23 protein-coding genes are annotated in these 22,859 nt (G+C 66.3%); 11 read left to right on the top strand and 12 right to left on the bottom strand.

The genetic code is table 11. The annotated features are described in order from the left end of the window. Positions 1-73: 73 nt before the first annotated feature. Positions 74-433 (bottom strand): Rv2640c family ArsR-like transcriptional regulator, encoded by a 360-nt coding sequence (locus tag IEY68_RS16725; RefSeq protein ID WP_058856070.1) that lies wholly within the window; start codon positions 431-433, stop codon positions 74-76. 96 nt (positions 434-529) lie between these two features. On the opposite strand from IEY68_RS16725, the gene IEY68_RS16720 reads away from it, so the two are divergent. Both IEY68_RS16720 and IEY68_RS16715 read left to right on the top strand, forming a co-directional pair. Continuing rightward, positions 530-1,045: an ArsI/CadI family heavy metal resistance metalloenzyme gene (locus tag IEY68_RS16720; RefSeq protein WP_058856069.1), complete on the top strand. Its 516-nt coding sequence runs from the start codon at positions 530-532 to the stop codon at positions 1,043-1,045. A gap of 131 nt (positions 1,046-1,176) precedes the next feature. Beyond that, on the top strand, positions 1,177-1,446 hold the full coding sequence (locus IEY68_RS16715; RefSeq protein ID WP_189094342.1) for a hypothetical protein: 270 nt from the start codon (positions 1,177-1,179) through the stop codon (positions 1,444-1,446). 58 nt (positions 1,447-1,504) lie between these two features. Here IEY68_RS16715 and IEY68_RS16710 read toward each other — a convergent pair whose 3' ends face one another. The 7 genes from IEY68_RS16710 to IEY68_RS16680 all read right to left on the bottom strand — a co-directional run bounded on the left by IEY68_RS16710 (position 1,505) and on the right by IEY68_RS16680 (position 7,352). Next, positions 1,505-1,912, bottom strand: a complete 408-nt coding sequence (locus tag IEY68_RS16710) for an arsenate reductase ArsC (RefSeq protein WP_267886585.1) — start codon at positions 1,910-1,912, stop codon at positions 1,505-1,507. A gap of 31 nt (positions 1,913-1,943) precedes the next feature. Beyond that, positions 1,944-3,038, bottom strand: a complete 1,095-nt coding sequence (arsB, locus tag IEY68_RS16705) for an ACR3 family arsenite efflux transporter (protein ID WP_058855955.1) — start codon at positions 3,036-3,038, stop codon at positions 1,944-1,946. After that, positions 3,035-3,412 (bottom strand): ArsR/SmtB family transcription factor, encoded by a 378-nt coding sequence (locus tag IEY68_RS16700; RefSeq protein ID WP_058855954.1) that lies wholly within the window; start codon positions 3,410-3,412, stop codon positions 3,035-3,037. Before IEY68_RS16700 ends, arsB begins: the two co-directional genes overlap by 4 nt. A 320-nt stretch (positions 3,413-3,732) precedes the next feature. Further along, entirely contained in the window at positions 3,733-4,482 is a 750-nt protein-coding gene (locus tag IEY68_RS16695) for an amino acid ABC transporter ATP-binding protein (RefSeq protein WP_156426313.1), read from the bottom strand. Positions 4,483-4,508: 26 nt separating this feature from the next. Next, positions 4,509-5,249: an amino acid ABC transporter permease gene (locus IEY68_RS16690; RefSeq protein WP_058855952.1), complete on the bottom strand. Its 741-nt coding sequence runs from the start codon at positions 5,247-5,249 to the stop codon at positions 4,509-4,511. Between the two features lie 28 nt (positions 5,250-5,277). Beyond that, positions 5,278-6,135 (bottom strand): ABC transporter substrate-binding protein, encoded by an 858-nt coding sequence (locus tag IEY68_RS16685; RefSeq protein WP_058856067.1) that lies wholly within the window; start codon positions 6,133-6,135, stop codon positions 5,278-5,280. Between the two features lie 170 nt (positions 6,136-6,305). Next, positions 6,306-7,352 carry a LacI family DNA-binding transcriptional regulator gene (locus IEY68_RS16680; RefSeq protein WP_058855951.1) on the bottom strand — a complete coding sequence of 349 codons (1,047 nt, stop codon included), beginning with the start codon at positions 7,350-7,352 and terminating at the stop codon, positions 6,306-6,308. Between the two features lie 177 nt (positions 7,353-7,529). Here IEY68_RS16680 and IEY68_RS16675 point away from each other — a divergent pair, with 177 nt between their 5' ends. The 6 genes from IEY68_RS16675 to IEY68_RS16650 all read left to right on the top strand — a co-directional run bounded on the left by IEY68_RS16675 (position 7,530) and on the right by IEY68_RS16650 (position 14,379). Further along, complete coding sequence (locus IEY68_RS16675; protein ID WP_058855950.1) at positions 7,530-8,495, top strand: dihydrodipicolinate synthase family protein; 966 nt, start codon at positions 7,530-7,532, stop codon at positions 8,493-8,495. Next, a complete protein-coding gene (locus tag IEY68_RS16670) occupies positions 8,485-9,633 on the top strand; it encodes an NAD(P)/FAD-dependent oxidoreductase (protein ID WP_058855949.1) in 1,149 nt (382 codons plus the stop codon). The genes IEY68_RS16675 and IEY68_RS16670 overlap by 11 nt, the downstream gene beginning before the upstream one ends. 11 nt (positions 9,634-9,644) lie before the next feature. Then, a complete protein-coding gene (locus IEY68_RS16665; RefSeq protein WP_058855948.1) occupies positions 9,645-10,028 on the top strand; it encodes an allophanate hydrolase-related protein in 384 nt (127 codons plus the stop codon). After that, positions 10,025-11,416, top strand: a complete 1,392-nt coding sequence (gene hydA / locus IEY68_RS16660; RefSeq protein ID WP_058855947.1) for a dihydropyrimidinase — start codon at positions 10,025-10,027, stop codon at positions 11,414-11,416. The genes IEY68_RS16665 and hydA overlap by 4 nt, the downstream gene beginning before the upstream one ends. A 311-nt stretch (positions 11,417-11,727) precedes the next feature. After that, on the top strand, positions 11,728-12,516 hold the full coding sequence (locus IEY68_RS16655) for an SDR family oxidoreductase (RefSeq protein WP_058855946.1): 789 nt from the start codon (positions 11,728-11,730) through the stop codon (positions 12,514-12,516). 240 nt (positions 12,517-12,756) lie between these two features. Next, entirely contained in the window at positions 12,757-14,379 is a 1,623-nt protein-coding gene (locus IEY68_RS16650; protein WP_058855945.1) for an outer membrane protein assembly factor BamB family protein, read from the top strand. 823 nt (positions 14,380-15,202) lie between these two features. Here the strand turns inward: IEY68_RS16650 and IEY68_RS16645 are convergent. From IEY68_RS16645 to IEY68_RS16630, 4 genes are all read right to left on the bottom strand, one after another. Further along, positions 15,203-15,913, bottom strand: a complete 711-nt coding sequence (locus IEY68_RS16645) for a GntR family transcriptional regulator (protein ID WP_058855944.1) — start codon at positions 15,911-15,913, stop codon at positions 15,203-15,205. A gap of 87 nt (positions 15,914-16,000) precedes the next feature. After that, complete coding sequence (locus IEY68_RS16640) at positions 16,001-17,737, bottom strand: dihydroxy-acid dehydratase (RefSeq protein ID WP_082681514.1); 1,737 nt, start codon at positions 17,735-17,737, stop codon at positions 16,001-16,003. A gap of 75 nt (positions 17,738-17,812) precedes the next feature. Continuing rightward, positions 17,813-18,787 carry a cyclase family protein gene (locus IEY68_RS16635; protein ID WP_058855943.1) on the bottom strand — a complete coding sequence of 325 codons (975 nt, stop codon included), beginning with the start codon at positions 18,785-18,787 and terminating at the stop codon, positions 17,813-17,815. 31 nt (positions 18,788-18,818) lie between these two features. Beyond that, complete coding sequence (locus IEY68_RS16630) at positions 18,819-19,691, bottom strand: carbon-nitrogen hydrolase family protein (protein ID WP_063916392.1); 873 nt, start codon at positions 19,689-19,691, stop codon at positions 18,819-18,821. 114 nt (positions 19,692-19,805) lie between these two features. Here IEY68_RS16630 and IEY68_RS16625 point away from each other — a divergent pair, with 114 nt between their 5' ends. The 3 genes from IEY68_RS16625 to IEY68_RS16615 are packed head-to-tail and all read left to right on the top strand — an operon-like array spanning position 19,806 to position 22,808. Continuing rightward, on the top strand, positions 19,806-20,564 hold the full coding sequence (locus IEY68_RS16625; protein WP_058856065.1) for an SDR family NAD(P)-dependent oxidoreductase: 759 nt from the start codon (positions 19,806-19,808) through the stop codon (positions 20,562-20,564). Further along, positions 20,557-21,606: an ABC transporter permease gene (locus IEY68_RS16620; protein ID WP_058855942.1), complete on the top strand. Its 1,050-nt coding sequence runs from the start codon at positions 20,557-20,559 to the stop codon at positions 21,604-21,606. The genes IEY68_RS16625 and IEY68_RS16620 overlap by 8 nt, the downstream gene beginning before the upstream one ends. Positions 21,607-21,644: 38 nt before the next feature. Then, positions 21,645-22,808, top strand: a complete 1,164-nt coding sequence (locus IEY68_RS16615) for a substrate-binding domain-containing protein (RefSeq protein ID WP_156426303.1) — start codon at positions 21,645-21,647, stop codon at positions 22,806-22,808. Positions 22,809-22,859 lie beyond the last annotated feature (51 nt).

Raw genomic sequence — 22,859 nt, 5'->3', positions numbered from 1 at the left:
CTCCCCGGCTGGGCTCAGTGGTGAGGACGAGCGGGAGGAATTATTCGCGGGTGGGTGCCTGGGCCTGCCGCGGTTACCGGCAGCAGTTGGGGTCGAGAACGACGCAGAGTGCGGCGAGGGCGTCGCGGTGGACGCGGTGGGTGACGCTCATGCCGTGGCGTTCGGAGTTCACGAGTCCGGCTTTGCGGAGTTGGCCGAGGTGGTGGCTGACCGTCGATTCGGATAGCCCGACCGCGTCGGCGAGTTCGCCGCCGTTGCGGCCGTCCTCGGGGCTGGCCAGCAGTAGCGACATGAGCTTGACCCGGACCGGGTCGGCGAGGGCTTTCAGTCGGAGTGCGACGTGCAGGGCCGCTTCGTCGTCGACGGGGCCGGCGGCCACGGGTGGACAACAGACGGGTGCGGTCATGTCGATGACGGGCAACGCTTTGGGCATGAAATCCATCCTACCTACGATGTTGACTTATGTCGAAAAGGTGGCAGACTGGCCGCTGTCAGTACTTCGATATATGTCACACAGGTGGTGGTTATGATGTCACGTGTTCAGCTCGCGCTCAATGTGGACGATCTGGAGCAGGCGGTCGAGTTCTACTCGGCCCTGTTCGGCACCGAGCCCGCGAAACGCAAGCCCGGCTATGCGAACTTCGCGGTCGAGCAGCCTCCGCTGAAACTGGTGCTGATCGAGAACCCCGGTCAGGGCGGCAGTGTGAACCATCTGGGGGTGGAGGTGGAGTCCTCGGAGAAGGTGCATGCCGAGATCGCGCGCCTGTCGGAGGCGGGTCTGTTCACCGAGGAGCAGATCGCGACGACGTGTTGCTTCGCCACCCAGGACAAGGTGTGGGTGACCGGGCCGAACTCCGAGCGGTGGGAGGTCTACGCCGTCTTGGCCGATACCGAACACTTCGGTACCGCCCCGGAGTTCGCCGAGCTCAACGACGGGGAGGCGGTGCAGGCATGCTGCGGCACCGACGGCCGCGGTGCCGCCTCCGGTGCGGAAACCGAGACCGGGTCGAAGGTGGCGTGCTGCGCGCCGGCCGCTGCCCGGTAGGGGCCCGGCCCTGTCGGCATGGACCGGCGGCTACGCCCACGCCTATCTCGTCCTCGGTGCGAACGAATACGACGTGGTGGTCAATCGGCGGCGGCCGATCCGGATTCGACGCCGCCCCACTGGGTCGGATCGTGAAACAGGCGCCCACCGCCACCGGTTCGCCACCGGTTACCGCCCGCACCTGCCCTATCTCACCCGGAACCGGGGCGCTCACCGAGACCGGGATCCCACGGCAACGACAGGACCTGTCGCTCACCCATCCCGGTTCGGGGTTTCTCGGGCTGGAGTGGCAGCGCACCCCGTCGTCGAACTCGCTGCGTGGGGTCGGCCGTGACGCGGCATATCTGGTGCGGCGCCTGCAGCCCGCCGGCACCGGCGCGGACGCGGTCGGGGTGCGCTGACCGGAGACGACGCAGGGCCCAGGCCGGATCGGTGTCTGGTCAGGGTCTGCGTCGGGGGTCAGGTGTTGGCCGGGACCAGTTCGGTGATCAGTGCCTGGACGCGGGCGCGGATCTCGTCACGGATCGGGCGGACGGCCTGGATGCCGTGGCCGGCCGGGTCGGGCAGGTCCCAGTCGCGGTAGCTGATGCCGGGGAACACCGGGCAGGTGTCACCGCAGCCCATGGTGATCACCACAGTCGAGGACTGCACCGCATCGGCGGTGAGGATTTTCGGGGACTGGTCGGTGATGTCGATCCCTGCCTCGGCCATCGCCGTTACGACGGCGGGGTTGAGGTGTTCGGCCGGAGCGCTGCCGGCGGAACGGACCTCGATCGCCCCACCGGCCAGATGAGCCAGGAACGCGGCGGCCATCTGGGAGCGGCCGGCGTTGTGGACGCAGACGAACAACACACTGGGCGTGGACACAACAGCCTCTTTCACAAGGTGGGAGCCGCGGTCACCGGGACGCCACCGCTGCCGTGACGGTCGGATTCCGGAACCGGCTACGCAGGGCCAGCGACACATACACCAGCGCCACCAGCACCGGGACCTCGATCAACGGGCCCACGACCCCGGCCAGGGCTTGGCCGGAGGTGGCGCCGTAGGTCGCGATCGCGACCGCGATGGCGAGCTCGAAGTTGTTGCCCGCCGCGGTGAACGCCAACGTGGTCGTGCGCTCGTAGCCCAGCCCCATGACGGCGCCGAGGAGATAGCCCCCGCCCCACATGATCGCGAAATAGGCGAGCAGCGGGACCGCGATCCGGACCACGTCGAGGGGTTGGGAGGTGATGCGGTCGCCTTGCAGGGCGAACAGCACGACGATGGTGAACAGCAGTCCGTAGAGCGCCCACGGCCCGATCTTCGGGATCAACGTGGTCTCGTACCAGCCGCGTCCCTTCGCTCGTTCCCCGAACCGGCGGGTGAGATACCCGGCCAGCAGCGGGATCCCGAGGAAGATCAGCACCGATTTCGCGATCTGCCACGGCGAGGCCTCGATCGTGGCCTGCTCCAGCCCGAGCCAGCCGGGCAGCGCCGAGAGGTAGAACCAGCCCAGGACCGCGAACATGATGACCTGGAAGATCGAGTTGAGCGCCACCAGTACGGCGGCGGCTTCCCGGTCCCCGCAGGCCAGGTCGTTCCAGATGATCACCATCGCGATACAGCGCGCCAACCCGACGATGATCAACCCGGTCCGGTACTCGGGCAGGTCCGGTAGCAGCAGCCACGCCAGGGCGAACATCAGCGCCGGGCCCAGCACCCAGTTCAACACCAGCGACCCGGCCAGGAGTCGGCGGTCGCCGGTGACGGTGTGGAGACGGTCATAGCGGACCTTGGCCAGCACCGGATACATCATGATCAGCAACCCGATCGCGATCGGCAGCGAGATCCCGTCGATCTCCACCGCGGCCAGGCCGTCCCCGAGACCGGGGATCAACCGCCCGAGCAACAGTCCGGCGGCCATGGCCACGCCGATCCACGCTGGCAGGAACCGATCCAAGGTGGACAGCTTGCCCACCACACCCTGATCCGGCGCGCCGGCGGCGGCGCTCATCCGGTCAGCTCGGCGATCGCGCCGCTCTCCATCAACAGCACGTCGGATGCCTGCCGCAGCGCCCGCGGGACCACCCGGTAGTACACCCAGGACGCGCGGCGTTCGCTGGTCAACAGCCCCGCGCCGCGCAGCACCTTCAGGTGGTGGGAGATGGTCGGCTGGGTGAGGTCGATGCCCTCGGACAGATCGCACACGCACGCTTCACCGCCGGCGCGGGAGGCGATGGAGCTGAGCAGCCGCAGCCGGACCGGATCCGACAGGGCCTTGAATACCGCCGCGAGTTCCACCGCGGCCTCGGCCGTCAATGGTTCGCGTACCTGCGGTGCGGGGTTGCAGGCCTCGATCGGCGCCACCGGTATCTGCGACTTAGACATTCATCGATATTGACAATCATCTATTCTGTACGCAAACGAACATACGGTGAACAGTCCGTTCCGGCTCGGCTGCTGCGGCGACCTGATCGACACCGACGCGACCGCGGCCCGGTCCTGCTACGAGGTCATCTGCGCGGAGCTCGTAGCCAGTCTCGTTCGCGTGGGCGCCGTTCGGCTGGGACCGACGGAGCGAAGCAGGGGGCCGACCGTGCCGTGACGGGCATAGCCGTGGGTGCGCCGCTCCGGCATGCCCGACCGCACCGTTACGATAGCGCCTGAGCGTCGCATGCGGGTCCCGCGAAGACGACCAACGGCCAGGATCAGAGGATTTGGCGCAGAAACTGCCGGGTCCGGGGATTCTGCGGATTGCCGAAGAACTGATCCGGGTCGGCGTCTTCGACGATCTTTCCATCACTCATGAAAACGATCCGGTCGGCTGCTGCCTTGGCGAAGCCCATTTCATGGCTGACCACGACCATGGTCATACCCTCGTCCCGCAGCTGGATCATCACGTCGAGCACTTCTTTGACCATTTCGGGGTCGAGTGCCGATGTCGGCTCGTCGAACAGCATGACTTCCGGTTTCATGGCGAGCGCGCGGGCGATGGCGACTCGTTGCTGTTGTCCGCCCGACAGCTGCGAAGGATAGTTGTCGCCCTTATCTCCCAGGCCGACCAGTTCGAGCAGTTCCCGGGCTTGTCGGCGCGCGAGGTCCTTCGGGGTGCCCAGTACATGCCGCGGTCCTGAGGCGACATTGTCCAGGGCTGTCATCATCGGGAAGAGATTGAAGCTCTGGAACACCATTCCGGTGTACCGCCGCTGTTTCGCGAGCTGAGTCTCGGGGAGGGGGCGCCGCCGATCGTCGTCGGTGAATCCGATCATTTCGCCGCAGACGCGCACCGTGCCGGATTCGATTGTCTCGAGGCAATTCAAAGTACGGAGCAGGGTGCTCTTACCGCTTCCCGAAGGACCCAGTAGCAGGACCACTTCTCCTTTGCTCACGGAGAAGTCGATCCTGTCGAGCACGACCAGGTCGTTGTACGCCTTCGTCATGTTCCGGACTTCGACCATCATCGGAGTTTTCTCCATGACACCGGTCATCGGTTCACCGCCTCTGCCTCCAGCGCACTCTGGTCCAGGACCTTCGAATCCCGGGTGCCCTTACGTTTGTAGTTGCGGTCGTAACCCTTCCCCGCACGGGCTTCCAGCATCCGTTGAATCAAACCCCACAGGGTGGTCAGGACCAGAAAGTACAGCGCTGCCGCACACAGTCCTTCGAGCACTCGGAAATTGACCTGTACCAGGAACTGTGTTCGCCGGAGCAGCTCTTGAACAGAGATAACCGACACCAGCGTGGTGGTTTTCAGGAGCCCGTTGAAGCTGTTTCCGAGTGGTGGGATCATCACGCGCAGCGCCTGGGGTAGTACGACCACCCGGAACACCTTCGCCGGCGACATTCCGAGCGCCCGCGCGGCTTCGGTCTGACCGGCGGGAACGGACAGGAGACCCGACCGCACGATCTCGGAGAGGTAGGCCGCCTCGTTGAGCACCAAACCGAGCAGCGCGGCCTGGATGACGCCAAGTTTGATCCCGACCTGCGGCAATCCGGTGTAGATGATGACGAGTTGGACCAGCAGGGGAGTGCCGCGCATCAACCAGACATAGAACCCGGATACCGCGCGCAGCGGCAGAAACCGCGAAGACCGTGCGGCGGCGACCGCTACCGCGAGGATGAGACCGAGGACCATGCTCACGACCGTGAGCCAGATCGTGACCCACGCCCCCTCGAGTAATTGCCGGCTCGTCAGAATGGAAAAGAATGCGTCCCAAGACCACATGGGGATGCCTTTCGGATAGGGCTGTGGATCAGCTGTCCAGCGGACCCGTACGCACGGCGATATCGCCCGCGTAGCCGGTGACGCTGTACTGACCGAACAGGTCCGGGAGGTATCCGTCCGCACGCATCTCGGTGAGTACACGCGCCACTTCGGTGGCCGCCTTGCTGTTCTTGGCAAAGCCCATGGCCAGGGGCGCTTCGTTGATACCGCCGACGGCGGTCTCGAACCGGCCGTCCTTCTGGTAGAAGGACGTGACCGACTCCACGATCGAGGCTCCGTCGATTTGGCCGGCGGACAATGCCTGGTAGGCGTCGGCGTTCGTCTTGAAAGTCTGGACATTCAGTGCGGGCTTGCCTCGGGCGGCGAACTGCGCAGCGAGCTCCGTCAGCGTGTCGAACTCGTATCCGGGCGCTTCGACGCCGATCGTCTTACCGGCCAGGTCGTCGATATCAGCGATCGACTCCGGATTGCCCGAGGGAACCGAGATGGATACCGCCTGTACCTCGTAGGGCACGAGATCGATGGTCTCCGCGCGGGCCGGTGTGTAGAACATGCCGGTATCGATCATGTCCCAGCGGCCGCTCTGCACACCCGGAATCTGCGCGTCGAACTCGATGTTGACGAACTTCGGCGCGAGACACAGGCGCTCGGCGATCTCCTTGCCGAGATCGACTCGCATGCCGATGACCTCGCCGTCGGCGTCGACGTATTGCATGGGCGGGAGGGTCGCGTTGGTCGCCATGGTCAGCGTGCCCTCTTCCGCGAGGTCGGCGGCGCCGAGTGTCGGCGAACAATCCTTCGGGGCGGCGGCCTCCTCGGTCGAACTGCATCCGGTGACGGCGGCGGCGGTGATGACCGCTACCGCGAATCCGATGATCTTGCGCATTGACGAGCCTTTCGAGATGAACTGCATCGCAGCCGAGGTCGGGAAAGTCGAGATCGATTCGCCCAGTGTTATTGGATCGGTGGGTTATGGGATCGATTGCACTGAAGAGTGGCAAAACCTGAGGAAGCCGTCAATACGGTTAACGCGTCCGGCACCCAGGTAATCAATTGTTAACGAGACGACGGATCGGACGACGAATTCGGGTGGGCTCCGGCACGGGGGCGGCACGATTCGCGTTCGATCAGGCGCGCACCGATCCGATATGTCCGGCCATCCGGTTCGGCCGCGTCGTTGATCTGCTGGAAGAGCAGATCCATCGCGACGTTCGCCAGTTGGGCGGCCCCGTTGTCCACGACGGTGATGGCCGGTTTCCACAGTGCCAGCCAGGGCATGTCCTCATGGCAGACCAGGGACAATTCGTCCGGTATGGACACGCCGCGTGCCGACAGTGTGGGTAGGATTCCGAACACCGCCTCGTGATTGGCCGCGTACAGCGCGGTCATCGGCGCGGTGCCGTCGAGCAGGGAGTTCACCGCTTCCGCGCCGAACTCTGTGGTGAATGGTCCTTTGCGGACGAGTTCGTCGTCGACCTCGATTCCTGCGTCGGCCAGCGCCAGACGGTAACCCTCGAACCGCTCCCGGCCGGAGGTTGCGTCCGCGGTGCCGCCCAGGTAACCGATCCGGCGGTGTCCCAGCGCCAGCAGATGCGCGGTAGCGTCCCGGGCGCCGTCGAGATCGTCGGCGAGCACGGTGGAAGCCTTGCTGCCCTGCACCGACCTGATGAGGTTGACCACCGCGCGCCCCTGCGACAGCAAGGCGTTCGACGCGGTGGCGCTGCGACCGCTGCCGATGACGATCGTGCCGTCCACCCCGTGCTCGCCGAGCATCGCGAGCACATCGTTCTCCCGGCCGGGGTCTGCATCGGTGATGCACAGGATCACCTGGAACCCGCCGGCCGAAGCTCTTTTCTGCACCACTTCCGCGACCGTGTGAAATGTCGCGTTCAGGAGGTTGTTCATCACCAGCCCGATCAGATGCGATCTGTTCGACCGAAGCGCGCTCGCGGCCCGGTTCGGTCGATACCCGAGCGTCCGGGCGGCGTTTTCCACCGCGGCGCGCGTCTCGGCCGAGATCAACCGGGATCCGCTCAGTGCGCGTGATGCGGTACTGCGCGATACGCCCGCGGCGACCGCGACATCGATCAAAGTGACCGCCATCGACTCCTCGTGTCTCCATTCCGTTTCCGACTTCCGATATTCGACACCGCCGGCGTTACGGCCGGGTTTCCGGCTTGACGGCGGCGCTTGTCTGACGGCAGTGTATGCAATCGATCCCATAACGGTCGCCAAAATGGCCATCTTCGGTGGATTTTCTCGCTCGAAAGGCAGCACCATATGAATCGCGATGACGTCTCGTGGTCCGGATACTGGCCCGCGGCCCCCACACCGTTCACCCCCTCGGGCGCGCTCGATACGGAAGCGCTCGGGTCGCTGATGGAGCTGTACGCCGGTATGGGCGTGAACGGCGTACTCGTCAACGGCAGCACCGGTGAATGGTTCAGCCAGACCGACGACGAGCGCCGGACCGTGACAGAGGTGGCGGTGGAAGCCGTCGCGGGTCGATTCCCCGTCGTCGTCGGAATCAGCGCGTATACGGCTCGACAAGCGTCGGCGCTGGCGGTGCACGCCGCCTCGGCCGGCGCCGACGGCGTGCTCGCCACACCTCCGCCGTACGTGCACACCTCGCCCGACGAGACGCTGCAGTTCTTCGCCACCGTCGCCACGGCGACGTCGTTGCCGTTCATGGTCTACAACTGGCCGCGTGGGGTCTCCGTCGATATGGGCACCAGCGCGGGGCTGTTCTCCCGGCTGGCCGACCTCGACAACGTCGTCGCGATCAAGGACAGCACCGGGAACTGGCTGTCGATGCTGGACACCGTGGAAGCGGTGGCCGGCAAAGTCCGGGTATTCGGCAGCTTTCTGCACCGGCGCGGACTCGCCACACTGCTCGAACTGGGTGGTGACGGCAATATCGATGGCGGCGGCGTCGGCGCTCCGTTCGCCGTACCGTTCTACCGTGCGGTGGCAGCCGGCGATGCCCGATCCGCTCGCGGCTGGGCCGACCGATACCGGGCGTTCTCCGGGCGGCTCATCAACGGCGACTACAGCGGCGTGTACGCCTCACCTATCCCGCAGCTGAAAGCGGTCATGAACCTGCTGGGCCAACCGGGCGGCGCGGTGCGGGAACCGTTGCTCCCGGTCACGGACGCGACGACCCTTGCGGCATTGCAGACCATCATCGACGAATCCGGTATCGCCGAAGTCTCGGCGCGCACCCTGGGAGCCGGCAGTGCACGCTGAGGTCGATGCAGTTGTCATCGGAGCCGGAATAGTCGGCGCCGCGACCGCAGTGGCGCTCACCCGGGCCGGTTCGCGAATCGCCGTGCTGGACCGCACCACACCGAATACGGCAGGTTCGGGTACCACGGCGGGAAACCTGCACATCCAGACCATCCACGCGCGGCGCCCGGGACAGGGCGTTGCCGTCGATGTCGAACGCCTACTGCCGCTGCAGAAGGCCACCAGCGGGTTATGGGATGCGCTCGCCGACTCCGTGCCCGATCTCGGCCTCGTCCGCTGCGGCGGATACATGGTCGCCGAGACCGAGGAGCAGGTACGCAGGCTGCATACGAAGCATGAGTGGGAACGCGCCGCCGGGATACCGACGGAGGTACTGACCGGGGACGAAGCGCGTCGCGCGTTACCGCTCCTGGGGCCGACGATCGAAGGGGCCACCTGGTGTGCCTGGGACGGCTTCGCCGAACCCGATATGGCGGGACCGGCATTACTGCGTCGAGCGGTCGCCGAAGGCGCGGCCCTGCACTCGAACACGCCGGTGACGGCTCTGCATCGCGCACGCGAGCGGTGGGAGGTCGGCACACCTGCCGGGACGTGGCACACACCTGTGGTGATCGACGCCGCCGGCCCGTGGATGGCCGATATCGCCGCACTGGCCGGAGTGCAACTCGACCTGACACCGACATCCCTGCAAATGCATACGCTGGCCGCCGCCCCGAATACGCTCGAGGTGCTGGTTCAGCATGTCGGCGAAGGTATGTCGATCAAACAGGACCGGCGAGACCGTCTCGTCCTCGGGGGCGGATGGCCCGCAGGGCCGTTCCACGACAGCGACCCCGCGGCGATCCTGGAGAACAGCACTACCGGCAACCTCGCCCAGGTCGCCCGTTTGCTGCCGGCGCTATCCGGTGGGCAACTGCTCGAGGCGTGGACCGGGCCGGTCGTCACGACACCCGACGAAATGCCGGTCATCGGTGAACTCGACGGTGCACCCGGGGTTTTCGTCGCCGGTGGTACCTACTCGTTCACGTTCGCTCCCCTGTGGGCGGAGCTGCTCACGGCATTCGCGCTCGGAAAAGAGACCGGGCTCGACGTATCGGCCTTCTCGCCCGCACGCCTCATTCAACTTCCCACGCAGTAAGGACGGTTCTCATGGATCGGGTCACAATGTTCGTCAACGGGCAGGCGATGTCCGGCGGCACGCTCAACGACGCGTTGACCGACGCACGACTTCTCGGCAAGGTCGAAACGGCGCCGAAGTACCGGTTCTACTCTGTCCGCGACGAATTCCCCGGCCTGCACCCCGTTGCCGAGGGTGGTAGCACGGTCCCGGGTGAACTGTACGAAGTCGACTACGACGTCCTGCGCGAGAAACTGCTACCACGCGAACCGGCAGAACTCGAACTCGGCGTCATAGAACTGGCGGACGGTAGCGGCTCGCTCTCCATGCGCATGCGGGCGGGCGCACGCGGCGCGCCCGGCGTCACCGATATCAGTGACCGCGGCGGATGGCTGGCATACCTGGAGGGCAAATGAAGAAGGTCGTGCGCGGTGGCACTGTCGTGGAATCGACTTGGTCCGCGGCAGCCGACCTCGTAATCGACGACGGCAAGATCGTAGCCGTCGTCGCACCCGGCACCGCGGTCGGCGAACCCACCGAGATCATCGATGCCACCGGCAAATTCGTCATGCCCGGGGGCGTGGACCCGCACTGCCACGTCGGATTCACCTCCGGCGAGTTCACCTCGCTGGATTCCTACCTCGAATGCACCACCGCGGCGGTCTTCGGTGGGACCACGACGATCGTCGACTTCGCCATTCCCCGTCCGGGCCAGCAGCCGCTCGACGCCGCGGAGAGGCAACGCGCCAAGGCTATCGAGGGGCTGTGCGATTCGGCCCTGCACGCCTGTGTCGTCGAATGGGACGAGACAACGGCCGGGCAACTGGCGACCATGGCCGGCGCCGGTATTCGCACGGTGAAAATGTTCACCACCTACGCCGGCGAGACCATGGCGAACGAACACACGATCCTGAATACAATGCAGGCCACCCGCGACCTCGGCGGCATGGTCGTCATCCACTGCGAATCCGACGCCATTGTCACCGATGCGCAGAACTCCGCGGCCGCCACCGACGGTATCGACGCTTCCCATATGTCGCGGACGCGACCGGAACTCGCCGAGACCGCGGCGGTCGCCGCGATTCTCGCGATCGCGGAGTCGCAGGGCGCGCCGGTGTACTTCGTACATCAATCCAGCACCGCCGCAGTCGAACTGGTAGTCGACGCACGGAAGCGGGGATTGGTCGCCTTCACCGAGACCGTCGCACACCATCTCACGCTCGATGACACCGAATATGCCGGAGCGGAACCGGAACGTTTCGTCTGCTGTCCGCCGCTGCGATCCGCCGATATCGTCGAAGGCCTCGGCCGGCAGCTGTTCACCGGCAACATCACCACTATCGGGTCCGATCACTGCTGCTATGACACGACGCAGAAGCAATCACACCGTCACGACGTACGGCATATGCCCAATGGGCTGCCGGGTGTCGAAACACGGCTCCCTGTCATCTTCTCCCACTATGTCGACGGGATGGGGTTGGCGCCGAGCAGGTTCGTCGAACTGACGGCGACGAATCCCGCGCGGACCAACGGTCTCTACCCTCGGAAGGGTTCACTGATGCCGGGGTCCGATGCCGATATCGCGATCTGGGATCCCGGACTCGAGTGGACAGTCACCACCGGCGAGCTGCATATGGCCACCGACTACACCCCGTATGAGGGACGGCGTCTCCGCGGTAAGCCGGTGACTGTCCTGGTAGGCGGTTTCGTTGTCGTCGAGGACGGGAAGCTGGTCGACGCGACGCCGCGTGGACGGCACCTGCGGGCGGATCCGTTGGACTTCAGCGGCGCATTCCACATGTGAGCAGGTGCTTGCTCGGCGACGATCTGTTCGAGGAGTAGTGCGCCGAGTCCTTCAGCGGTGTGCCGGAACGGACAACCGTCGACGGCACCCATGGGGCGTCGCAATCGGATCGGCTGAACCGGCAACGAACTACCGATGGACCGAAACACTGTTTGTTCCAAGGCTTCTCGGCCGTATTCGCCGACTTCGGCCCGAGTATTCAGATACCATCCCCGCATGCTGCCCGGCCTACCCTCGGCCGACCCGAAGCGGCGGTGCCGCCTATCCCGGCATCGCCCGCCTTCACCGGCAGTCCAGGAAGGAAGATTGCCATGGATCTCGAATTGACCGGCAGAACGGCAGTTGTCACCGGAGCCAGCCGCGGTATCGGATTGGCCGTCGCCGAGGCGTTGACCGCCGAAGGTGTGCAGGTGGTCGGCGGCGCCCGGACCATCACACCGGAACTCGAAAAAGCCAGCGTCGCCGCAATTGCCGTCGATTTGAGCACCCCGGAGGGAGCAACGCGACTGATCGACGGCGCACTCACCGAACTCGACGGTATCGATATCCTGGTCAACAACGTGGGCGCGGGTGATGCGGATCTTTTGGGTCTGGGCGGCTTTCTCGATGTCACCGACGATCAGTGGCGCAAACTCTTCGACCTCAATCTCTTCAGTGCCGTGTGGGCCACCCGGGCAGCACTGCCGAGCCTGCTGCAACGGCGCGGATCGATCGTGAACATCTCCTCCATCTTCGCCCGGACCCCCACTCCCGGTCCGATCGGCTACAGCGAGGCCAAGGCGGCATTGACCGCCCTCGGTAAACGACTCAGCGACGAGTTCGGCCCTCGCGGGGTGCGCGTCAACACGGTGTCGCCCGGCGTGGTGGGCAGCCCGCTGTGGCGCGGCCCGGATAGTTTCGGAGCTAATGTCGCTGCCGCCCAGGGTGTTTCGCACGCCGAACTGCTGGAGAGCCTCGGCGATATCTTCAATATCGCCTCCGGCCGGATCACGGAGCCCCACGAGGTCGCGGCACTGATCACCTTCCTCGTTTCCGAAAAGTCCGCCAATATCGTGGGGGCGGACTTCGTCATCGACGGCGGCACCATCAAGACCGCCTGACGTCTGCACGAGCCGAGCGAGGCCGGCGACCGGACATCCACGCCCGCCGGCCGGGCCGGCGGGCGCCGGGCCCGCGATCGACGCGAAGCCACTTTGCGGTTCGGGCCGACTTCAGGGGTTCGGGGCCGATGCAGATAACATTTTCGACAATTCGTCTTCGGCCTGAAAATTCCCGGCCGCAGGAGTGGGAAGATTCCATCACCATAATCGGAAAGACTCTGGCATGGAAAGACTCTGGCAATGATCTTCGCGGCTTGGGCGTTCGGACTGCGGAAGACATCATTCTTGCGTTTACCGATCCTCGTGGCCGCGGCTGTCCTGCTGTTGCCGAACTCCGGCGTCGGGAGCGCCGCGCCACCTGTCGGCACCAACGGTGATTGGCCGATGTGGCAGTTCGACCTCGCCGGTTCCCGGCACAATCCCCACGAGACCGCCCTCACGCCGGCCACAGTGTCCTCATTGCAGCTGAAGTGGGCGTTCGCGTTCCCCGACTCGATCGCCGCTTCCAGCCAGCCGGCGGTCGTGGACGGAACCGTGTACGTCGGCGGCCGCAACGGGACGTTTTACGCGCTGGACGCGTACACCGGTGCGACCCGGTGGTCGTTCCGAGCCGAGACACCCCTCGGCGGAAACCTCCCGACGTACGGGCTGCGCAACGGGCCCGCGGTCGTCGATGGAACGGTCTACTTCGGCGACAACTCGGCCAGAATGTGGGCCCTCGATGCGCAAACCGGTGCCCAGCGCTGGGTCCGCCAACTGGACAACCATCGTTTCGCGATCATCACCGGTTCGCCCCTCGTGTTCGATGGTCACGTCTATGTCGGTGTGTCCAGTCAAGAGCTGGGTACCGCCACCAGCGACCTGTACCCGTGTTGCACCTTCCGGGGAAGTGTTGTGGCGCTCGAGGCCGCGACCGGCACCGTGCAATGGCAGCACTACACGATCCCGCCACCGGAGCCGACCCCCAGTAGGTCGCCGCCGTTTGCCCCCAGCGGTGCGCCGGTTTGGTCGTCACCCACGATCGACCCGGAGTCGCGCACGCTGTACTACACCGCGGGCAACCCCTACACCGGTCATCCCGAGGGTGCGGAAGCAATCGGCGCGCTGGACATCGACACCGGAACCGCCCGGTGGGTCCGCCGGATGACTCCCGGGGAAGCCCCCTGGAACGGCCGCTGCACGTACCCGCCGCCGGGTGGCAACTGCCCCGAGCCCGGTCACGATTTCGACTTCGGTTCGCAGCCGAACATTTTCGAGATAGGTGGCCGCTCGGTCGTCGGCGCGGGCCAGAAGAGCGGTGTCTACCACCTGCTCGACGCCGTCACCGGCGAGATCGTCTGGCAGACCAGGTTGAACACGCCGGTACCGGTGTTGCCCATCCCGGGCTCGGAGTCGCTGCAAGGCATCCAGTGGGGTGCCGGCTATGACGGCCACCGCCTGTATGTCGCCACTTATCAGGGCGCGCCGGGCACACTTTTCGCGTTGCACCCGGCGACCGGCGAGGTCATCTGGAGCACGCCGAATCCCGCCCACGGTTGCCTGTTCGATCCACCGCCGATACCGATGCTTCCGCTGTGCCAGCTCGCCATGCCGAACGCCGTCTCGTCGACACCCGGCCTGGTCTACGAGGGCAGTCTGGACGGCAAGATGCGCGTTTTCTCCGCCGATACCGGTGCCGTCCTCTGGGAATACAACACGGCACGGCACTTCCACACCGTGAACGGGGTGCCGGGTGTCGGCGGCGGTATCAACGGTCATGGCGCCGTCGTCGCGAACGGCATGCTGTTCACCAATTCCGGTTACGGCCGACAGATCACCACTGGTATGCCGGGCAATGTCCTGTTGGCCTTCGGGCTTCCCTGACCTGCTCGGATTGCGAGTTGCCGGAACAGAGCGCGCCCAGGATTTCGAGGAGAGGGCGACTGAGGCGTTTCGAATTCCTGGCGCCGTGGCCACCAAGGTCCCCGATCACCGGGGTCTCGGTAGGGCCCGGCCCCGGCGCGAGTAGGAGATCTGGGCGGGGTTGTTTCCGGTGTGAGTCGCGGTGAGTTCCGACATCGAGACGTGAGTTGCTGGAACGCGAAACGTCCCTCATGCCAGACCGGAGGGGACGCCCTGTGTTCTCGGTCGGGATTCCGTCGCCGCTGTGTTGTGTCCTTGATGACCGCGAAGGTGAGCGCGGTGGGTCCATCCCCACGAACCGAGATCAGCGGGCTTGTGCGGCGATCAGGAGGAGTGCATGGCTGCCGGTCTGTCCGGGTACCGACCGCAGGTAGTTGCCTGCGGGCTTTTCGGGCCGACGCGGTCCCGCGTGACCAGCGCCTCACCGGGCCACGGGGTGAGGGGATCACGCAGCTCACGGCGCGTGGTCCCGGCCATCCACGCTGCCCACTGCGGCACGCTACGAACCGCTGCCCGACCGTTCGGGTCGGACCGGCTGACGAATCCTGGACCTCATCTCAACGCCGTGTGTGCGCAGCGCGTTGCCCCCGGATCGGTCTGTGAAGTCACCGCTGCACGCTGCCGTCGAATACCAGAGTTCTGTAGTCGCCGAGTCCTCGGTTTCCTCGGTGCGGAATCCGAGTGCCGGGCAGATCCAACGCCGAGGGCGGGCAGCTCACGGTTTCCTCGGCCCGGCCGACGGGTCGGGCTCCGCGCACGGCCGAGTGGTGGTGCCGCCGGGGCGTCAGAATGCCCCGGCGATGGGTAGCGGTGGCGGCTGGTAGGCGTCGGCGAGATCTTGATCGCCGGTCGACTGGGCGATCAGCAGCTGTGTGGTTTCGAGGAGATGATCGCGCATGGTGCCGGCGCTGGCGGCGGAGTCGCTTTTGCGCAGTGCGGTGAGGATGCGCTCGTGCACGAGGAGGATATCGTCGAGTGTGCGGGTTCGGGTGGTGGACAGTCCCCGGTCGAGCATTTGCATGCGGGTGTTCGCGGCGACGTCGACCACCCTGCCGTTTCCGGCAGCGTGCAGGATCGCGGCGTGGAAGGCGATATCGGCCTGCTGGAAATCCGGTTCGCTGCCGGCCTCGGCCGCCCGCTTCATGGCCGCGAAAGCCTCTTCGACGGGCTGCAACAGTGCGGGTGTCATCCGGGACGCCGCACGGTGCGCCGAGGGCACCTCCAGCAGCATCCGCAGCGAGTAGATCTCCTCGATATCGCGGGTCGATATCTCCAGGATGCGTACCCCGCGACTGCGTTCGAATTTGACCAGCCCGCTGCTGGCCATGCGCTGGAACGCTTCACGTACCGGGGTTCGCGAAACGCCCAGTTTGGCGGATAGTTCGACCACCGAGTGCAGGGTGCCGGCCGGTAGTTCGCCCGCCTGGATCGCACGCAGCAGTTCGCCGTAGACCTGGTCGGTCAACGAGGTCTGCTCCGGCACGAACGCGCTCATCGAAGACGTCCCCTAATCTCCTCGGTCGGCATAACCGTCTCAGAATAACCGATATGTTGCATGCATCGTGCTCCTCGCAGTGCTTCCTTACAGGAAGGAGAGATCGGCGCCTTCACTGGCGGGTAGGACGGTGTCCTGGTAGAGCTTCTGCCAGCCCCGGGTCGCTCGGACCGGCGGAATGAAAGATTCCAGCCGCCTTGCGATCTCGTCCGGCTCGACGAGTAGTTCGAGGGAGCGGGCCTCGACATCGAGGCTGATCATATCGCCGTCGCGGACGATGGACAGCGGGCCGCCCGCCGCGGCTTCGGGGTCGCAGTGCAGCACCACTGTGCCGTAGGACGTTCCACTCATTCTGGCATCGGAGACCCGGACCATATCGCGGATACCGCGTTCGGCGAGTTTCGCGGGGATGGGCAGCGCGCCGGCCTCGGGCATACCGGCGGCGATCGGCCCCGAATAGCGTAGGACCAGAACATGATCCGGAGTGACATCGAGCTCCGGATCGTCGAGGATCCGGGTCGCGTCGGCGGGGTTGTCGACCACGATCGCGGGCCCGGTGTGTTTCATCAGATGCGGGCTGGCGGCCGAAACCTTGATCACCGCGCCATTGGGGGCCAGCGATCCCTTCAATACGGCCAATGCGCCGGGAGCGCCCAGTGGTTCATCGAGCGGGCGGATGGTGGCCTGCCACTCTTCGCGGTCGCTGGTCTCGGCCACCAACTCCCGCAGCGGGCGACCACCGACGCCCACGTGATCGAGATCGAGGAGCGGAGCGAGTTCTTTGAGTAGTGCCGGTACACCGCCGGAACGGTGGAAGTCCTCCATATATCCGGTACCGGAGGGTTTGCAATCGACGAGCAGGGGAGTGTCCGCGCCGATGGTGTCGAAATCGCTGAGTGTCAGTTCGATTCCGGCGCGACGGGCGACGGCGATCAGATGGATGAGGACGTTGGTGGAGCCGCCTATCGCCGCGAGGACCCGGATGGCGTTGTCGAACGCCGCCCGCGTCATCACTTCGCGGGGCAGCGGGCCGCCGGTGCGGGCGAGTTCGACCGCGCGCCGCCCGGTTTCGGTGGCGTGTCGCAGCCGGGCACCGCTCACCGCGGGTGGGGTCGCGCCGCCGGGCAGCATCATGCCCAGGGTCTCGGTGATCGAGGCCATCGTCGACGCGGTGCCCATCACCGTGCAGGTGCCCGCGGTGGTGACCAGTTCGTTGCGCACCGAGGTGATCTCCGCGCCGTCGAGTTCGCCGCCCCGGTGTTTGCCCCAGAACCGCCGGCAGTCGGTGCACGCTCCGAGCCGCTCGCCGCGCCAGCTACCTGTCATCATCGGCCCGACGACCTCCAGCATCACCGGGATATCCGAGGACGCCGCCGCCATCAACTGCGCCGGAACGGTTTTATCGCAGCCGCCGAGCAGGACGGCGGCGTCCATCGGCAGGGCGCGGATCATCTCCTCGGTATCCATCGCCATCAGGTTCCGGAACAGCATCGTGGTGGGGGAGGTGAGGATCTCCCCGAGCGAGATGGTGGGGAAATCCATCGGCAGCCCGCCGGCCTGTTCGACCCCGCGGCGCACCGCCGCCAGCAGTGCGGGCATATCCCGATGGCAGGTGTTGTAATCCGAAGAGGTCACCGCGATGCCGACGATCGGCCGCTCCAGGGATTCGTCGTCGTACCCCGCGGACGCGAGGAACGCCCGCCGGAGGTAACGGCTGAACCCGACATCACCGTAGGAGGTCCGGCTGCTGTCGACGGCGGACCGGCCGTTGTATCCCGGTGCTGCCGACTCGGGGGCCTCGGTCGGATCGGTGTGTTCGGGCATCGGAGCCCCTTTCGTGGCAGTGTGCGAACCCGCATCGGGTCGCGCGTGGACAGTGGTGTGCGTCGGCGGCAGTGATCAGCTCAGCAGCGGCATCGCGAGTGGTCGCATCGGAGCGCCGGTGGCGCCGCGGATCTTCATGCTCGCGGCGATGAACGCGAACTCGTAGAGCTGTTCACCCGCCAGCGCCTCGCAATCGACGACCTCCATGATCGGTACGCCGGCCTCGGCGAGCAGATAGGTGTGTACGACCTGCCAGTTCTCGGCGTCGGCGGCGGGGGACTGTTCGAGCGCGAGGGTATCGCCGCCGATCACACTGGCCCCCGCTTCGGCGAGGAACTGCGCGCCGTCCCGGTTGAGGCCGGGCGCGTTGTCGATATAGGCGTCGACGTCGGGCCAGGCCCGCATCCGGCCGGTACGCACGAGAGCGACGTCACCGAGCCGGAATTCGGTACCCTGCCGCTTCAGCGCGGCCGCGAGATCCTGTGCGCCGATACCGTAGTTGTCGGGGACGATATCGACGCCCAGTAGTGCGGCGATATCGAACAGCACGCCGCGGGCGATGATCGGCGGGAACTTGTCGGCGCCGGCCTTGGTCCAATGCCGGGAACTGATGCACTGGGCCGCTTCGAATCCGTTGAAGATCTTGCCGTGATACCCGAAATGGTTGAGCGTGTCGATATGGGTGCCGCAGTGGGTGTACATCGACATCGCGTCACCCGAATACGAGACGAGCGCGTTCTGTTCGGCGCCGACTCCGGTGATGTCGTCGAATACGGTACCCGCCGGTGTATGTGTCATCCACTGCTGGAACCCCGGATCGCCGGCCTTGGTCCAGGACGGCATCCCGGTGAAGTAGTCGACCGACAGATCGAGCACCCGGCCGCCGTCGGCCGCGCGCATAACCTCGCGCGAGGTCTGGGCGTTTATGAGGTTGAGCATCCCGATCTCGTCGTCGGGCCCGAACGGGCTCATGGTGACCTGACGGAACTTCGCCGCATGGGCCGCGATCGTGGCCCGCGCGCGTTCGTCGACGAATCCTGGTCCGCACATGGTCGGCCTCCTCGGTGCTGTTGTCGGGGCGCTAGTTCTGGTGTTCGGTCAGGGCGCCGTACTGTTCCGGCCGCCGTGCCGCGAATACGGGGAGTGCGAATTTCGGCTCGTCGAATTCGAGCCGTTTGATCCGGGCGCGTGCCGGATCGATCTCCGCGGTGACCACACCGGGGGTGTCGCCGGCATCGACGAGGACGTCCCCGCCGGGATCGATGATCTGGCTGCGGCCCAGGAATCGGGTGCCCGCCTCGGCGTCCGCGCGATCCGCGACGGCCAGGTAGAGCAGGTTCTCGACGGCCCGGACCCGGGTCATGTGGTCGGCGAGGAAATGCGAGGCGAGCGGCCAGTTGGTGGGCATCGCGACAACGTCGGCGCCGGCCAGAGCGAGCGCGCGGGCCGATTCGGGGAACCGCAGATCGAAACAGATCATCAACCCGACCCGGATCGGGCCGATATCGATGACGCGCGGTTCTTCGCCGTTGCCGGGGTCGACGAAGTTGTCGGCGCCCAGTTCTGGCAGATGTTGTTTGCGGTAGCGACCGGCGATACCGCCGGGCCCGACGAGGAGCGCGGTGTTGTACACCCGCTCCCCGTCGGCTTCGAGCAGCCCGACGACGGCGTGGACGCCGGCCCGGGCGGCGGCCTCGAAGATCGGAGCCAGGCGTGGATCCGAGACCGGAACGGACGCGGCGAGGACCTGATCACGATCGGTGAACATATAGCCGCTGAGCCCGCATTCGGGAAAGACGATCAGGGTGTCCCCAGAACGGCCCGCGTCCAGGATCGCCTGCGCGACGGCCGCCACGTTGGCCTCGATATCCCCGCGTAGCGAGGGGATCTGGGCAACGGAAACACGCACGGGGGCGGCGGGCGCAGCGAAGTCGGACACGGGGGAGTCGGACATGGGGATCCCTTCTGGGTCGAAGCTCGATTGAGGTTGACATGCTGCATGCAGCATGTCAACCTACTCGACACGTCACGTGTTGCATGCAACATGCTCAATCAGAATGGAATACCCATGACCTGCCAAGTCGTACTGGTCACCGGGGCAGCCGGTGGTATCGGAGCAGCCACGGCGCGGCTCCTCGCGGAGCGCGGAAGCGATATCGTGCTCGTCGATCGCGACGCGTCCGCGCTGGAATCGGTATCCGCGGCGGTAGCAGCGGCCGGCGCGCGTGCTCTGGTCCGGGCCGCCGATGTGACCGACGAACACGCGGTCGCGGCCGCCTTCGCCGCCGCCTACGAGCAGTTCGATCGTGTCGACGGTCTCGTCAACAGCGCCGCCACCATGATCTCGACTCCGCTGATCGATACGACTGTGGCGGAATGGAATTCCGTGCTGTCGGTGAATATCACCGGAACGTTCCTCGCCTGCCGGGAGTTCGTCCGCCGACTGCGCGCGACCGGCCGGCCCGGTGCCATCGTGAACCTGTCCTCGATCTCCGGCTCGGTGGCACTCCCGAACCAGGCCGCCTACTGCGCGTCCAAGGGCGCGGTCGCCCAGCTGAGCCGGCAGATCGCGGTGGAGCAGGCGCCGCACGGAATCCGGTGCAATGTGGTCAGCCCGGGTTCGGTGGCCACCGATCAGCTCGCCACCTATCTCGCCGCCCAGCCGGATCCGGCGGCAGCGCGCACCGATCTCTATGCCGCGCATCCGATCGGTCGGATCGGCGAAGCCGACGAGATCGCGGCCGGTATCGCATTCCTGCTCGGTGCCGACGCCGGCTTCGTGACCGGTGCGGACCTCGCCATGGACGGCGGTTACACCAGTGTCTGATTCGAATACGGAGAAATCCCCGATAGCCGAGATCGCGGCCGCGAGCTCCGCCGAGTCGCCTGCGACGCCGAACACGGGATCGTGGTTGTCCCGGCTGCGCGGCGATCGTTTCCTGCCGGTCGTGGTGATCACTGTCGCGCTGTTCGTGCTCAGCCCGCTGCTCGCCCCCGGCAGCCTGTCGTCGTCCGCGCTGAGCGCGATGCTGCCCTTCGCGGCGATCATGGCGATCGCCGCGCTCGGCCAGACGCTGGTGATCGCGCACGGCGGTATCGATCTCTCGGTGCCCGGGGTCATGGCGCTGGCCGCGGTATTCGCCACCAAGATCGCCCAGAACGGCTCGCTACCGCTGGTGGCCTGCGTGGTGCTGGGAATCGTGTGCGGGGCGGTGTCCGGCCTGATCGTCGGTATCGCCGTCGTACGGTTCTCGGTGGCGGCGTTCGTCGCGACGCTCGCGGTCAACTCGCTGCTGCTCGGCTTCGTCCTGATCCTGTCCGACGGGTTCCCCGGTAGCGCGGACCCGGCGTTGAGCGCCTTCGCGGTGAGCTCGGTATTCGGTGTTCCGAGCCTGTTCCTGGTCGCGGTCGTCGTGGTCGCGCTCGGCCACGTCCTGCTCCGGCATTCGGTACCGGGCCGCCGGTTCATCGCGGTGGGCGCCGGGGTGCCCGCCGCGCGGATCCTCGGCCTGCGCACCGCGGTCACCGAGATCTGCGCCTATGTCCTGGCCGGGGTCGCCTACGCGGTGGCGGGAACACTGCTCGCCGCCTACCTGCGCACACCCGATCTGCGCCTGGGCGACAGCTACCAGCTCACCACTATCGCCGCGGTCGTCCTCGGCGGCAGCCTGCTGCGCGGCGGGATCTCCTCCATCGCGGCCACCGCGGTCGCCGCGCTCTTCCTCACCCAGCTGGGCCAGGTCGTACTCGCCGCCGGTGCGTCGACTGCCGTGCAACTGCTGGTGCAGGCCGTCGTGCTCGCCGTCGCGGTCGTCGTCCGCGGCATCCCGTGGCGCACCTATCTCCGCCGCCCCGCTACGCGTAGTTGACCCGGCACCAGCCGGCTCCAGGCAAGGACTGTCCTCACGTGAAATCACCACACTTCCCCCGCGGCCGGGCCATGGCCCTGCTGGGACTCGCCGCGCTCGCACTCAGCGGATGTGCCGGCGGCCCTTTCTCCGACACCACCGGAGATTTCCAGGTCGACCCGGTCTACCTGGATCGATCGCAGATCGGGTCGGTCGACGAATTCGTACCCATGAGCCGTCTCTGTGGCACCGATACGGTACGGGTCGCGCTCGCCGACGGCGTGGGCGACAACGCCTTCCGCAAGACCGCGCGTGCCGAGTTCGAGGACGAGGCGCGTCAATGCCCGAATATCGAACTACTGCCCTATGCCGACGGGCAGGGGAACCCGCAGAAGGCCATCGGCGATATCAAGGCTCTGGTCGCCCAGGGCGTCGATGCGCTCGTCGTATTCCCCGACGCGGGGCCCGCTCTGATACCCACCCTGCGCGAAGCCTTCGAAGCCGGTGTGTCGGTGGTGCCCTATACCGCGAGTCCCGGTGGCGAAGCGGGTGTGGACTACACCGCTTTCGTCGGCCACAACACCGTCAACGACGGGCGGGCGTGGGCGAGGTGGACCTGCGAGACGCTGGGCCCTGGCGGCGGTAACGCGGTATTCCTCGGCGGCACCCCGGGTAATGCGCAGAGCCTCACCGAAATAGCCGGAATCGAAGCCGAATTGGCCGAGAATCCCGGCTGCGCGGCGGTCACCCTGCTCAACGACCCGGGCGCGCCGATCGATACCGGCTGGAATCCGGCCCAGACGCAGAAGGTCGTCGCGGGGCTCATCACCAAATATCCGAAGATCGACGCGGTGATCACCGACTCCGGTGATGCCTCGCTCGGCGGGATCCGGGCATTCCTCCAGGCCGGCCGGCCGCTGCCGATCTGGACTGCCAACGACGTCAACGGTTTCGCCTGCGCCTTCCAGGACAACCACCCGAAACAGCCCGGCTTCCAGGTGGTCACGGTCTCGTCCCGGACCTGGATGGTGCGCCTCGCGCTGCGCAAGGCGGTGGCCGACGCCCAGGGTATCGACGATCCCGAGCCCAATATCGTCGATATCCCGATCGTCGAGAACTCCGTGGATCCGAAGGCGCAGCCCCGATGCGACCGCGGCCTGCCCAGCAGCGCGGTGCTGTCCTCCGAGCTGTCCACCGACACGCTGTCCCGGATCTACCGGTGAACGCCTCCGCGCCGATCGTGCCCGCGCGGTACCGGTTCCATTCTCATTTCG

Source organism: Nocardia jinanensis (genome assembly GCF_014645735.1).
GTDB classification, from domain to species: domain Bacteria; phylum Actinomycetota; class Actinomycetes; order Mycobacteriales; family Mycobacteriaceae; genus Nocardia; species Nocardia jinanensis.
The sequence above is the reverse complement of the archived record's forward strand: the minus strand, read 5'-3'. Positions and strand labels throughout refer to the sequence as shown.